Here is a 12,465-nt window from a genome sequence, read left to right as displayed (position 1 = left end):
CCCGTCACGCATGCCCGACACGGCACTGCGTCGGGTCGGCAGCCGGACGGTGAGTCCTGCAGAGCTGACTCCGGACCAGTGCCGACCCTACGGCCTGCCTTGACTGAGCCGGATGCCGGTCGTCCACGGGGGTGCGCGATGCGGGAACGGCGGCAGCCGCGGTGAGGTTCAGGCGGGTGTCCATGTCGAGGTTCACCTCCCCGTACGGGCGCACGTGGGACCAGAACAGCGGGGTCAGACCGCGCCGGTCGGCTGGCGTCAGCAAGTCCGCCCACTCCGGCTCGTCCAGGACGTCCTGGAGCATGAGGGTGTTCACGTAGACCAGGGCCGATTGGAGAATCCGCAGGCACAGCACGAACATCTCCTGCTCGTCGCGCCGGTTCGAGGCGATCTCCCCACCTTTACCGTAGGCGATGACGGAGTTCGCGCCGTTGGAGGACTCCATGACGTTCAGGCCCCCTCGATCTCCCGCTGGAGGTCGCGCAGTCGCAGGTAGCGGGCTACGAAGATGGTCTTCTGGACGCGGCCGACCTCCAGCATCGCCGCGTAGGTGGGGTGGGAGGCGTTGCGGGTGAAGCGGCGCAGGATCGCCTCGGTGGACGCGGTGCGGGTACGGATCGCGGTCGCGCACTTGATCATCTGGTCATACTGCTGGGCGATGAGCTCCCAGCGGATCGGCCGGGTCAGCGCCGGGGTCAGCTGCGGGTAGGCGTCCGGTTCGCCGGCCACCGGCCGGTACAGCTTGACCTTGTTGATCCGCTTGATGCGCGGCAGCAGGTCGAAGTTCGGCAGCCGTGTGATGCCGAACCCGATCTCCGACTGGCCGTGCGAGTCGGTGTAGTTGGCCTCGACGTCCATGGTGGTGCCGTGCCGCATCGCGCCTTCGATCATCGCTGCGACCTCGGAGGCGGTGCAGTTGATCAGCTGGGAGTGGATGGCCAGCGACTTCTTCTCCACGTGCCAGTAGATGAGCACCCCGCGGCGGCCGTAGCGCGAGTGCCACTCGGTGAACAGGTTCTGGTCGTAGGCGCGCACGTGGGTGGATTCGGAGGCGACCGCGGTCGAGCCCTGTCCCCACAGCTCGGTGCTGCGGGCGGCGAAGGTGGCGTTCGCGATCTGGACGGCGATGGCGCGAGCGGCCTCCGCCGACAGATACCGGCGGCGTACGCAGCGCAGCTCGTCCTCGGTGTGGCCGTGGCCGCCGGACGCCTCGACGATCGTCCCCGCAGAGCTTCACCCACCGCAGCCGTACGGCCCAGGACTCACCCACACGGGTGACGCCGTCGCAAGATCACTGCCGTTTGCGGCTGGTGACACGGTTCTTACCGGCACCCCATCCTGCCGTCGGCAGCGGCCAGGTCGCCCATCGGCCTGCCGATGATCTCTGCGGGACTGTACCCGAGAACAGATTCCGCCCCTTCGCTCCAAAAGGTCACCCGCCCGTCCCGGTCCGTCACCGCGACGGAGACGGAGACGTCGGGACCGACGCCGGTGAGCGGAGAGACCTTCCGGCCGGATCCGCCCATCACGTTCCTGCCCCTGCTGCCGCACAAGCAGGCACCCTCGACGATGCTCTGGGGAGCATCTGATGGCAAGACGGGCACGGATGCGAAGCGCCCATGAGGACAGCGTCACCGCGAGCATCAGGGCCGCACCGTTGACCAGCAACTTCGTGCCCACGGCCACGAACAGGGCGGCCACGTTCTGGCTACCGAAAGTGAAGGCGGTGGAGCCCAGGAAGACCGTGGCGAAGATCGTGGCGAGGTCGGCCCCGCTTGCCCAACCCCACTCGCAAAGCGGGCCGCCCCCGTCAGGACCGGTGACCGCGCCGAGCGCGCACCCCTGGCGGCAGGTCGTGGGTGATCTCGGACAGCCGTTCACTGGCGCTGCCAGCGCAGCAACGCAAAGGAGGAGCCGCCAAAGAGGATCAGCATCCACAGCATGACCTACCGAAGGGCTGCGCCGCACCCTGCCGGTCCGTCTCCCGGCCGCCGCCCCCGAGGCGATCTACCGAGCGAGGGCGCTGACGAGGACGGATTTCATGTTGCCCTCCCTGGAAACACTGGACACGCTGGATGCGGGCGTGCAAGACGGGTACGCGCCGCACGCTGCTGCATGCCCCGGGCGGACGCTTCGATGTGCGTCCCCGGCGCGCTTCCCCGAGCAAGGGGTGCACCGCAGATGCACAGAACGGGAGTTTCCTCCATGACGCAGCTCGATCTCACCGGCTCCACCGCCCTGGTGACCGGTTCCACGCAGGGCATCGGAGAGGCCATCGTCGTCGGGCTGGCCCGGGCGGGCGCCCGCGTGGCAGTGAACGGGCGGACCCCGGCGAAGGTCACGGCGGCCGTCGAGCGCGTCCGCGCCGCCGTGCCGGGCGCGGACGTCGTGCCCGTCGTGGCGGACGCCGCCTCCGACGAGGGCGCCCGACGCATCGGGGACGCCCTGGAGCATGTGGAGATCCTGGTCAACAACCTGGGCATCTTCGGCGCACAGCCCGCCCTCGAGATCACCGACGACGAGTGGCGGCGCTACTTCGAGGTGAACGTGCTGGCCGCGGTCCGGCTCACCCGCCTGTACCTGCCCGGCATGATCGACCGCGGCTTCGGACGCGTCCAGTACATCGCCAGCGACTCCGCCGTGGTCACGCCCGTCGAGATGATCCACTACGGAGTGACCAAGACCGCGCTCCTCGCCGTCTCCCGCGGCTTCGCCAAACAGGCCGCGGGCAGCGGGGTGACAGTCAACTCCGTCATCGCCGGCCCCACGCACACCCAGGGCGTGGAGGAGTTCGTCTACCAACTCGTCGACGCCGACCTCCCCTGGGACGAGGCCCAGCGCGCCTTCATGCGGGACCACCGGCCGCAGTCCCTGCTCCAGCGGCTCATCGAGCCCGAGGAGATCGCCAACATGGTCGTCTACCTCAGCTCGCCCCTGGCCTCCGCGACCACCGGCGGGGCCATCCGCGTCGACGGCGGTTACATCGACTCCATCACCCCGTAGCGCCGGGCTGCGAGGGCTGAGCGAGTACCGCTCCAGCACCCTGTCAGAACGACTTCGAGAGCACGGTGCAACTGAGTGCCGACGCCGCGCAGGGAACATCCCCGCGGGCGCGGGACCACAACCTCTAACCCCGTGAATCGGATCGGGTGACGGGTGGTGCGGGATGAGGCTTGTTCCTGTCTCATGCCAGGACGCCGGGTTCTTCTGCGTGCTTCCGCCGTTACTGATGTGCGCCTGGGCGCACTTGGTCCGGAGCGGTACGCCGGAAGCATGCCTGCCACCCGAGCGCGTATCCCAGCGGCAGCAGTCGGCGGACGGCATGAAGAACAGCACGTCGATCTCCCGTAGCGAAGCTCTGCTCCGGGCCCGCATGCAATGGCCTAACCATTGACGAGTCGGGTGCAGAACGGCACACTTTGCAGGTCGGGAGTGCCGGCTCAAGACGATGCATGGCCGGAGCTCGCCCTGCCTTCGGCTCCTGCTCGACGCCGGCCCATGGCCCAACCGCGGAGAATCCCCACGTGAACGTGCTGATCGTATTCGCCCACCCGGAACCCCACTCGTTCAACGGCGCGCTGAAAGACAGAGCCGTACAGGTGCTCGAACAGGCCGGGCACGAGGTGGTGGTGAGTGATCTGTACCGGCTTGGTTGGAAGGCCGCTCTCGACGCCGATGACTTTCCGGGAACGCGACTCGCCCCCGGCTTCCTCGACGTCTCCAAGGAGCAGGAACGCGTGTCGGCGTCCGGGCTCACCCCGGCCGATGTTCGGGCGGAGCAGGAGAAGGTCGCCTGGTGCGATCTGGTTGTCTTCCAGTTCCCGATGTGGTGGTTCGGAATGCCGGCCATCCTCAAAGGGTGGGTCGACCGGACGATGGCCCGCGGGTTCGCCTATGGGGCGGGGCGGAAGTACGACACCGGAATGCTCAAGGGCCGGCGCGCCATGGTGTGCGCGACAACCGGCACGGCGTCGAGCCTGTACGAACCCGACGGCATCGACGGGGATATCAACCACATCCTGTGGCCCGTGCACAACGGCATCTTCCGCTATCTCGGCTTCGACGTCCTGCCGCCGTACGTCGCCTGGATGCCGGGCCGCGTGTCCCCCGAGGAACGGGAGGCGTACCTGGAGGAGTACGGCAAGTGCCTGCTGACTCTGGAGGACACGGAGCCCCTGTTCTTCCACCCCGCCGAGGACTACGGCCCCGACGAGCGGCTCAAGCCCGGAGTCGTGGCCCGCAGCGGCTTCCAGTGGAATCCGGCAGGCGAGAGGGGGGCGACCTCGTGAGTGACACACCTTTGTTCCAGACGCTGCACCACATCTGCGTCGTCGTGCGCGACATCGAGAGGTCCGTCGCCTCCTACGAGTCGAGGGGCGTGGGCCCGTGGCACGACTTCCCGTCTCTGGATGCCTTCAAGGACGACCTTCAGGTACCTGACCAAGGCGCGTTCTTCGACCTCACCTACAAGTACGCCGACCTCGGCAACATCCAGCTCCAGCTCTGCCGACCGGGAACGGGTCCGAGCCCCCAGCGGGACTTCCTGGAGATGCACGGCGAGGGGGTCTTCCACCTCGGCTTCAGCGTGCCCGAGTGCGACGCCGCCGAGGACCGGGCGGCGGATCTCGGCCTGGAGGTCCTGCTGCGGGGGCGACGGCCCGACGGCAGCGGGTTCACCTACTTCGACACCGCGGGCGACGGCGCGGGGGTGGTCCTGCAGATCCGCTCCACCAGCCCGTCCCGATAAAGGGTTCCCGTCCCGACGAAGGGCTTCAGGCGCGACTGTCCCGCTCCGGCATTGCGGAGCGGGACAGTCGCGTTGTGCGGCCGAGCCGAGGCGTTTCGACACCTGTAGGAATCCGGCGGCCGGCTTCCCGTCTCCGCTCCGAAGCGCCGCGTCGGCACCCGGCCGTAGCGTCCTCCCATCCCGATGGACGGAGGGCTGATGGCCGTGCAGAACCGTACCGATGTGGTTGTCGTAGGCGCAGGGGTGGTCGGCGCCAGTTGCGCGTTCCAGCTCGCCCGCAGTGGGCTGAACGTCGTCGTCCTGGAGACGTACGACGGCCCGGCGGAGGGCAGCAGCGGCCGATCGTTCGCGTCGGTCCGCGCCCAGTGGGCGGACGCGCTCAACATCGACCTGTCGTGGCGGAGCATCCAGGCATACCGCGACTTCGAGCAGACCCATGGTTTCGACGTCGGCTACCGGGCGTCGGGCTACCTCCTGCTGGTCCCCGAGCACGCCTGGGCGGACCACCTGGAGGCCGTGGAGCTCCAGCGGGCGCACGGCGTGCCCGTCGACGTGCTCGACGTCGCCGCCGCCCAGGCGATCACCCCGTTCTCGGCCGACGGGATCGCCGGGGCGACCTGGGGTCCGGCCGACGGGGTCGTCGACCCGCACCTGGCCGCGGGCGCCTGGCTGACGATGGCCCGCGCTCTGGGCACCCAGGTCCGCTTCCGCCGGCGCGTCACCTCGGTCGAGCGGGCCGGCGACGGCTGGCGCGTCACCGCCGGTGGCGAGGCCGTCGACTGCCGGTACGTCGTCAACGCGGCCGGCGGCTGGGGAGGGGAGGTGGCTGCGCTGGCGGGCCTTGAAGTCCCGGTGGTGCACTCGCGGCGCAATGTCTACGCCACCGCGCCCGGCGCACTGGCCGGCCCGCTGCCCATGACCATCGACGTGGGCTCCGGGGTCTACCTGCGCACTGAGGGCGAGCGGCTGCTGTTCGCCGGCGCCAAGCCGGACGAGGTCGACGGCCACAACGTCAGTGTCGACTGGCCGTGGATGGAGAAGGTGCTGGAACTGGGCAGCGCCCGCTTCCCGTGGCTGGCCGATCTGCCGCTGGACCGCGCAGGATGCTGGGCGGGCACGTACGAGAACACCCCCGACCACCATCCCGTGCTGGGCGAGGCCCCGGGCGCGCCGGGCTGGATCAACGCCTGCGGGTTCTCCGGACACGGGGTGATCCAGGCCCCGGTGGCGGGGCAGTTGGTGACCGAGGAGATCATCGACGGCGGTGTGCACAGCGTCGACATGAGCGCACTGCGCCTGGAGCGCTTCGCCGAGGCGCGTGTCGACACCGCCGGGCTGGTGTTCTGATGGCGGCCACACGAATCGACGTCGAGACGAAGGACGGCGTCGTCTGGATCACCCTGGACGGGCCCGAGACCCGCAACGCGCTCGATGCGCGGGCCTCGCAGGATCTGATCGCCGCCTGCGACCGGATCGACGCCGATCCGGAGGTGGGGGCAGCGGTGATCACCGGAGCCGGGCGGGCGTTCTGCTCGGGTGCGGACACCGATGTGCTGACCTCGCTGCGCTCGGCCCGCGCCGATGAGGGCTACGAGGGCCTGGACGTGCTGTACGCGGGGTTCCGGCGGTTCGCCGGCCTGCGCGTGCCGACGGTCGCCGCCGTCAACGGCGCCGCGGTCGGGGCGGGGCTGAACCTGGCGCTCGCCGCCGACCTGAGGGTGGTGGCGGAGGACGCCCTGCTGGTGTCCGGGTTCGCCGCCGTCGGCATCCATCCCGGTGGCGGCCACCTCCACCTGCTCGCCCGCGCGGCCGGCTCGACGGCCGCCGCCGCGATGGGCGTGTTCGCCCGGCGTGTACGGGGTTCCGAGGCGGTCGGTCTCGGGCTGGCCTGGGCCGCCGTACCCGCCGACGACCTGCACCCGACCGTCCGCGAAGTGGTCGCGCACCTGGCCGCGGACCCGGAACTCGCCCGCGCTCTCAAGGCCGACCTGCGCCTGACCGTGCTGGACACCGCCGCCTGGGAGCGGGCCGTCGAGATCGAGCGGGCCCGCCAGCTGTGGTCGCTGACCCGATGGCCCAACTCCCGCCAGAGCAAGGACAGTTGAGGAGACCAGATGTACCCGACGTTGCGTACCGACGCCCGCGGCAGGACCTGGATCGACACCACCGTCGCCACCCTCGCCGCCTTCGGTGAGGAGCACCGCGCACGCCTCGACGCGGCCAACCGCGCCGGTGAGTTCCCCCGTGACCTGTACGCCGAGTTCGGCAAGCTCGGCTTTCTCGGGCCGCTCGTCCCCACCGAACACGGGGGAATCGGCGGTGGCGTGGCCGAGTACGTGGTGATCAGCGAGGAAGTCGGCCGCCACGGGCTCGTCTCCGGGCAGATCGCGGCCCAGGGGCAGCGCTGGCTGCTCGACTGGGGCACCGAGGAGCAGAAGGAGCGGTGGCTGCGTGGGATCGCCACCGGGGAGGTCGTCTTCTCCGAGTCGATCAGCGAGAAGAACGCCGGTTCGTCGTTCAAGGCGATGAAGTCGACGGCGGAGCGGGACGGTTCGGACTGGATCCTGACCGGGACCAAGACCCATGTGAACCTCGGTGCCGACTGCGATGTCACGCTCGTCTACGCGATGGCGCCGGAGGGGCTGACCAGCTTCCTCGTCGACATGACCCTGCCGGGCATCAGCACCAAGGTCACCGACCCGGTCGGGCTGCGGCTGATCCGCACGGCCGACGTCGACTTCGACCACGTACGCGTCCCCGACAGCGCGCTGCTGGGCCCGGCGGGCGGCGGCCTGAAGACCTTCCTGTCCACCTTCAACATCAGCCGGCTGGGCAACGCGTCGGAGCTGATCGGGCTCGGCCGGCGGGCGCTGGAGCTGGGGCTCCGGTACGCGGGCGCGCGCCAGGTCGGGGACAACATGGTCACCGACTTCCAGGGCATCCAGTGGATGGTCGCCGACGCCTGGTGCGACCTTCAGGCGGCCTCCCTGGCCCGGGACGACGCCGCGCTCGCCCACGCGCGCGGCGAGGACATCGCCCTGCACACCTCCACCGCCAAGCGGCTCGCGATCCGGGCCGCCGAGCAGGCGAGCGACGCCTCCTACAGCCTGGTCGGCGGGCACGGCCTGTACTTCGACGAGCCGTACACGGACATCGTCAACGACATCAAGGTCCTGAAGGTCGCCGGGGGTTCGGCGGAGATCCTGCGCAACTACGTCGCGCGCCGCATCCTGAAGGACCCCGGCCACGAGGGGCTCGCATGACCACCACCAGCACGAGCATCGCGGGCATGCTGACCGACCGGGCGGCGAGCCGTCCCGGGCTGCGGCTGGGCACGGTGGACGACCAGCTCCGGCTCGACGAGGCTCTCGCGCTCGCCGCCGGACGGGCGAAGCGTCTCCTCGACTCGGGCGTCCGTCCCGGCGAGAAGGTCGCGCTCGTCGCCCCGACCTCCACCGACCACCTGCTGACCTGGATGGCGTGCGTCCTCGCCGGCGCCCCGGTCGCACTCGTCAACCCGACCTACCCCAGCGACCTGCTGGAGCAGATGCTGGGCCGGCTCGCCCCGGCCCTGGTGATCGGGCCGGACGAACTCGCGGCCGCCCGCACCTCGGGCACCGCGGACCCGGCCGGACTGCCGGGGACGGCCGCCGGTCCCTTCGACACCGTGTCGTACATGCACACCTCCGGTACGACGGGACTGCCCAAGTTCTGCGTCCAGACGAACGAGTACTTCCTGCGCCTGGCCCGCGCCATGGGCGCCGCACTCGAACTCGGCCCGGACGACCGGGTGTTGGCACCGCTCCCTCTCTTCCACATCAACCCGATGGGCTACGGAGTCCTCGGCGCCCTGTACGCGGGGGCCGACGCGCTCACGGTGGAGAAGTTCTCCGCGAGCCGCTTCTGGCCCGACGTAGTGGAGCAGGGCGTCACCGCGCTCGTGCTGCACGCCCCGCCGGTGGAGATCCTCAAAAGGGCGACCACCGGCGAGGACGCGGCCGGGCACCGGGTGCGCACCATGTTCTACGCCGACGGCGAGTTCCTGAAGCGGTTCTCGGTCCCGGCCGCCGTGTCCGGGTACGGCTCGACCGAGGCGGCCGGGGTCACCCACCTCAAGCGGTGGCGCGCCGAGGACCACCTGCCGCCCGACGCCAGCCGCCACGGCGGCCCGGCCCGCACGGACATCGAATGGCGGCTGGACGGCGACGGGTTGATCCAGGTACGCGAACGGGAGCCCGGAACCCTGTTCGGCGGTTACCTCACCGAGGACGGCGTCGACCCACACCGGGACGCCGACGGCTGGTTCGACACCGGTGACTTCGGGCGCGTGGACGCCGACGGCCACCTGGTGTTCGTGGAACGAGGTTCGGAATCGATCCGGGTCAAGGGCGAGTTCGTCCCCATCCCGTTCGTCGAGAACCACCTCGCGAGCGTGCCGGGCCTGGCCGACTTCGCCCTGTGGAAGCGTCCGGGCGAGCTGGTCGACGACGAGGTGGTGCTCTACGCGGCGGCCGACCCGCTGCCGTACGACGAGATCACCGAGGTCGTCGCCCACCTGCCGCTGTTCATGCGGCCCGTGACCATCGCCTGCGTCGAACGGATTCCCCGTGACGCGGCGGCGGGCAAGGTACAGCGCCGTCTGCTCGCCGAACAGGAGGTGATCCGATGGGTGGAGTTGGCATGAAAATCCCTCAACTCCCAGACTGGGCCGTCGACATGACGGACCTCCACGTCCACGCCTCACCCAGCCTGCTGCCCCGCCACGGAGACGACGCGGCCACCGTCGCCGCCGAACGCCAACAGGGCTTCCGCACGGTCGTGTTGAAGGCGCACGAGGGCAGCACCGTGGAGCGCGCCGCGACAGCGGGCGAGAACGTCTACGGCGGCATCGTCCTCAACAGCCCGGTCGGCGGGGCCAATCCGGACGCCGTGGAGGTCGCGGCGCGGCTCGGCGGGCGGGTCGTGTGGATGCCGACGGTTTCCTCGCGCACGCACAGGGCCGCAGCCGCCTCACCCGAGCTGTCCGTGCACCGTGGCTTCGAACTCCGCCCGGTCGACGTCGTCGAGGACGGTCGACTGCGCCCGGAGTGGTACGACGTCCTCGACGCCGTGGCCGCCCACGACCTGCTCCTTGCCAGCGGGCACCTGTCGGCCGAGGAGACGGTGGTGCTGTTCACCGAGGCCCGCCGCCGGGGCGTACGACGGCTGCTGGTCAACCACCCCAAGATGGCGTTCCTGCACTGGAACGACACCGCCGCCGAGGAACTCCGGCGACTGGACGCCCACCTCGAACTCGGCATCCTCCCGGACCTGTTGGGCACACCGGAGCACTCCAGCCTCACCCTGACCGGAAGCTACCCCTCGTCCCTGCTGGTGTTCGGCGGGGACCTCGGGCACGCCCACCACGCCACGCCCGCCGACGCCGTCGCCCCCTGGCTGCACCGCCTCGAACAGCGCGTCGGCGCCCGTAACGCCGCAGCCATCATGACCACCACGTCGCGGAGCCTGTTGCTGCCATGACCACCATCGCTCTTCTCCCCGGAGACGGAATCGGCTCGGAAATCCTCGACGGGCCCCTCACCTGTCTACGCCGCCTCCAGTCCGACGGCGCGCCCCTCACCCTCACCGGCCCCTACCCGTACGGCACCACCGGCTGGATGCAGACCGGTTCGATCCTCCCCCCGGAGACCGTCGACGCCTGCCGCGAAGCCGACGTCGTGCTCTCCGGCGCCGTCGGCGCCCACCCCGGAGTCACCTCCGCCCAGTGCCCCAACCCCGAGGCCGCGCTGATCGAGCTGCGGCACATCTTCGACCTGCGCGTCAGCATCCGTACGGTGTGGGTGCCCGGCGGAGACGACGTCGTCATCGTCCGCAACATCACCGGCGGCGCCTACGCGAGCCCCGACCAGCGGCAGGAGTCCGACGGTGACCGCGCGGCCGAGGACCTCGTGGCGCTCCGGCCGGACCGGGTGCGCGAGGTGTTCGCCATCGCCGCCGACTACGCGGCCCGGCAGCCGGGCCGGCGGGCGATCAGCGTGGACAAGGCGAGCGTCTTCGCCACCTCCCGGCTGTGGCGCCGGATCGCCCACGAGAGCGGTACCGCCTTCGCCGACGTCAACGTCGACCGCGCCGCCTACGAGCTGGTCAAGTACCCCGAACTGCCGGGTGTGATCGTCACCGAGGGCATCTTCGGCGACATCCTCTCCGACATCGTGTGCGCCCGCGCGGGCTCGCCCGCCCTGTGCGGCTCGGCGACCGTCAACCCGGACCGCGCCTTCGGCAACGGCGTCACGGCGCTCTTCGAGCCCGCCCACGGCACCGCCCCGCACCGCACCGGCAGCCGCCGCTCCAACCCCACCGGCTCCTGGCTGGCCCTGGCCGACCTGCTCGACTGGTGCCCGGACCTGCAACCCCTCGGCCTTTCCGGCAGGATACGGGCCGCCCTGGAAGCCGCGGTCGCAGACGGACCACCCACCTACGACCTCGCCCCGGCCCATGCGACCGACCTGTCGGACATGGACCAGTTCAACAAGCGCGTCCTGGGAGCCCTGGAATGACCACCCACGCCCTCTCCTTCCAGCCCTCCGAAGCGGTCCAGCGCGTGGAACGCACCTCGCTGCGCACCGCCCAGCCGCAGTCACGCGGAGGACTGATCTCCCTCGCCATGGGCGAACCGGACTTCGCCACCCCGCCCCGCGTCCGTGCGGCGGCGGCCCAGGCCCTCGAGGCCGGTCACACCCACTACACCGACCCGCAGGGCGACCCCGAACTACGCGCCGCGCTCGCCGAGCGCGTAGGCGGCCTCAAGGGCTCCGGCGTCACCCCGGGCCAGGTCCTCGTCACCCACGGCGGCAGTGCCGCCCTCGCCGCTGCAATCCTGGCCGTGGTCAACCCCGGCGACCGCGTGGTCTTCCCCGACCCGACCTACTCGCTCTACTCCGACCTGGTCAATCTCGCCGGCGGCCACTGCGTGCCCGTACCGCCGGCCCCGGACCTGCACTGGGACCTGGACGGCCTGGCGGAGGCTCTGCGCGGCGCGGCCCTGTTCGTCTTCTGCAACCCCTCCAACCCCACCGGCGCGGTGCACACCGCCGAGGAACTCGCCGGCCTCGCGGACATCACCGCCGCCACCGGCACCCTGGTCCTGGCCGACGAGGCCTACGGCGAACTCGTCTACACCGACGCCCCGTTCGTCTCGGCCCTTCAGGTGCCCGGCCTCGCGGAGCGCACGCTGTACTGCCAGACGTTCTCCAAGAGCTACGCAATGACCGGCTGGCGGCTCGGTTACCTCACCGGCCCGCAGGAGGCGATCTCCGCCGCCGCACGCATCCACGCCACCGTCAACGGCTCGGTCAACTCGGCGGTTCAGCGGGCCGCGCTGACCGCGCTGAGCACCGCGGACGCGGACATCCGCCGCATGCGGCAGGCGTACGGGGCACGGCGCACGCTGATGCTCGACGAGCTGTCCCGGATCCCGGGACTGCACACGCACACCCCGCAGGGCGCGTTCTACGCCTTCCCCTCCTACGACGCTGCCGTCCCGTCCGCCGACCTGGTGCGGCACCTGCGCAAGCACGGGGTCGCGGTCCGGCCCGGCAGCGAGTTCGGCGCGGCGGGAGAGGGACACCTGAGACTGTCCTACGCCGCCGCCCCGAAGGACATCGTCGAGGGGGTGCGCCGACTCGGGCGCGGGCTGGCGGCGCTGATGTAGCACCACC

Annotated in this window: 13 protein-coding genes; 10 read left to right on the top strand and 3 right to left on the bottom strand. The window is 70.7% G+C overall.

The features are described 5' to 3' along the window. Positions 1 to 4: 4 nt before the first annotated feature. The 3 genes from ABZ725_RS28325 to ABZ725_RS28315 all read right to left on the bottom strand — a co-directional run bounded on the left by ABZ725_RS28325 (position 5) and on the right by ABZ725_RS28315 (position 1,526). Positions 5 to 445, bottom strand: a complete 441-nt coding sequence (locus tag ABZ725_RS28325) for a Tn3 family transposase (protein WP_358805361.1) — start codon at positions 443 to 445, stop codon at positions 5 to 7. A 5-nt stretch (positions 446 to 450) separates the two neighbouring features. Further along, positions 451 to 1,218 (bottom strand): Tn3 family transposase, encoded by a 768-nt coding sequence (locus ABZ725_RS28320; protein ID WP_358805631.1) that lies wholly within the window; start codon positions 1,216 to 1,218, stop codon positions 451 to 453. Between the two features lie 104 nt (positions 1,219 to 1,322). Beyond that, complete coding sequence (locus tag ABZ725_RS28315) at positions 1,323 to 1,526, bottom strand: PAS domain-containing protein (RefSeq protein WP_358805630.1); 204 nt, start codon at positions 1,524 to 1,526, stop codon at positions 1,323 to 1,325. A 679-nt stretch (positions 1,527 to 2,205) separates the two neighbouring features. On the opposite strand from ABZ725_RS28315, the gene ABZ725_RS28310 reads away from it, so the two are divergent. From ABZ725_RS28310 to ABZ725_RS28265, 10 genes are all read left to right on the top strand, one after another. Continuing rightward, on the top strand, positions 2,206 to 3,003 hold the full coding sequence (locus ABZ725_RS28310; protein WP_358805360.1) for an SDR family oxidoreductase: 798 nt from the start codon (positions 2,206 to 2,208) through the stop codon (positions 3,001 to 3,003). 521 nt (positions 3,004 to 3,524) lie between these two features. Next, on the top strand, positions 3,525 to 4,289 hold the full coding sequence (locus ABZ725_RS28305) for an NAD(P)H-dependent oxidoreductase (RefSeq protein ID WP_358805359.1): 765 nt from the start codon (positions 3,525 to 3,527) through the stop codon (positions 4,287 to 4,289). Continuing rightward, positions 4,286 to 4,747 (top strand): VOC family protein, encoded by a 462-nt coding sequence (locus ABZ725_RS28300; protein WP_358805358.1) that lies wholly within the window; start codon positions 4,286 to 4,288, stop codon positions 4,745 to 4,747. The genes ABZ725_RS28305 and ABZ725_RS28300 overlap by 4 nt, the downstream gene beginning before the upstream one ends. A 198-nt stretch (positions 4,748 to 4,945) precedes the next feature. Next, a complete protein-coding gene (locus ABZ725_RS28295) occupies positions 4,946 to 6,094 on the top strand; it encodes an FAD-dependent oxidoreductase (protein WP_358805357.1) in 1,149 nt (382 codons plus the stop codon). Beyond that, positions 6,094 to 6,852, top strand: a complete 759-nt coding sequence (locus tag ABZ725_RS28290; RefSeq protein WP_358805356.1) for an enoyl-CoA hydratase-related protein — start codon at positions 6,094 to 6,096, stop codon at positions 6,850 to 6,852. Before ABZ725_RS28295 ends, ABZ725_RS28290 begins: the two co-directional genes overlap by 1 nt. Positions 6,853 to 6,861: 9 nt before the next feature. Further along, the gene (locus tag ABZ725_RS28285) at positions 6,862 to 8,010 is read left to right on the top strand and encodes an acyl-CoA dehydrogenase family protein (RefSeq protein ID WP_358805355.1); all 1,149 of its coding nucleotides are present in this window, start codon (positions 6,862 to 6,864) and stop codon (positions 8,008 to 8,010) included. Then, complete coding sequence (locus tag ABZ725_RS28280) at positions 8,007 to 9,431, top strand: AMP-binding protein (protein ID WP_358805354.1); 1,425 nt, start codon at positions 8,007 to 8,009, stop codon at positions 9,429 to 9,431. Before ABZ725_RS28285 ends, ABZ725_RS28280 begins: the two co-directional genes overlap by 4 nt. Continuing rightward, on the top strand, positions 9,428 to 10,267 hold the full coding sequence (locus ABZ725_RS28275; protein ID WP_358805353.1) for a DUF6282 family protein: 840 nt from the start codon (positions 9,428 to 9,430) through the stop codon (positions 10,265 to 10,267). The genes ABZ725_RS28280 and ABZ725_RS28275 overlap by 4 nt, the downstream gene beginning before the upstream one ends. Further along, a complete protein-coding gene (locus ABZ725_RS28270; RefSeq protein ID WP_358805352.1) occupies positions 10,264 to 11,304 on the top strand; it encodes an isocitrate/isopropylmalate family dehydrogenase in 1,041 nt (346 codons plus the stop codon). The genes ABZ725_RS28275 and ABZ725_RS28270 overlap by 4 nt, the downstream gene beginning before the upstream one ends. Beyond that, positions 11,301 to 12,458 carry an aminotransferase class I/II-fold pyridoxal phosphate-dependent enzyme gene (locus ABZ725_RS28265; protein ID WP_358805351.1) on the top strand — a complete coding sequence of 386 codons (1,158 nt, stop codon included), beginning with the start codon at positions 11,301 to 11,303 and terminating at the stop codon, positions 12,456 to 12,458. The genes ABZ725_RS28270 and ABZ725_RS28265 overlap by 4 nt, the downstream gene beginning before the upstream one ends. The last annotated feature ends 7 nt before the right edge of the window (positions 12,459 to 12,465 follow it).

The organism is Streptomyces sp. NPDC006872, assembly GCF_040635845.1.
Taxonomy (GTDB): Bacteria; Actinomycetota; Actinomycetes; order Streptomycetales; family Streptomycetaceae; genus Streptomyces.
Note: the sequence above shows the minus strand (reverse complement) of the source record. Positions and strands in the feature narration are given on the sequence as shown.

What these genes read in the sequence shown, in the direction of transcription:
- ABZ725_RS28290 (WP_358805356.1), top strand. Translation starts at nt 6,094, where the DNA reads ATGGCGGCCACACGAATCGACGTCGAGACGAAGGACGGCGTCGTCTGG.
- ABZ725_RS28280 (WP_358805354.1), top strand. Translation starts at nt 8,007, where the DNA reads ATGACCACCACCAGCACGAGCATCGCGGGCATGCTGACCGACCGGGCG.
- ABZ725_RS28315 (WP_358805630.1), bottom strand. Translation starts at nt 1,526, where the DNA reads ATGGGCGGATCCGGCCGGAAGGTCTCTCCGCTCACCGGCGTCGGTCCC.
- ABZ725_RS28310 (WP_358805360.1), top strand. Translation starts at nt 2,206, where the DNA reads ATGACGCAGCTCGATCTCACCGGCTCCACCGCCCTGGTGACCGGTTCC.
- ABZ725_RS28295 (WP_358805357.1), top strand. Translation starts at nt 4,946, where the DNA reads ATGGCCGTGCAGAACCGTACCGATGTGGTTGTCGTAGGCGCAGGGGTG.
- ABZ725_RS28285 (WP_358805355.1), top strand. Translation starts at nt 6,862, where the DNA reads ATGTACCCGACGTTGCGTACCGACGCCCGCGGCAGGACCTGGATCGAC.
- ABZ725_RS28270 (WP_358805352.1), top strand. Translation starts at nt 10,264, where the DNA reads ATGACCACCATCGCTCTTCTCCCCGGAGACGGAATCGGCTCGGAAATC.
- ABZ725_RS28265 (WP_358805351.1), top strand. Translation starts at nt 11,301, where the DNA reads ATGACCACCCACGCCCTCTCCTTCCAGCCCTCCGAAGCGGTCCAGCGC.
- ABZ725_RS28275 (WP_358805353.1), top strand. Translation starts at nt 9,428, where the DNA reads ATGAAAATCCCTCAACTCCCAGACTGGGCCGTCGACATGACGGACCTC.
- ABZ725_RS28325 (WP_358805361.1), bottom strand. Translation starts at nt 445, where the DNA reads ATGGAGTCCTCCAACGGCGCGAACTCCGTCATCGCCTACGGTAAAGGT.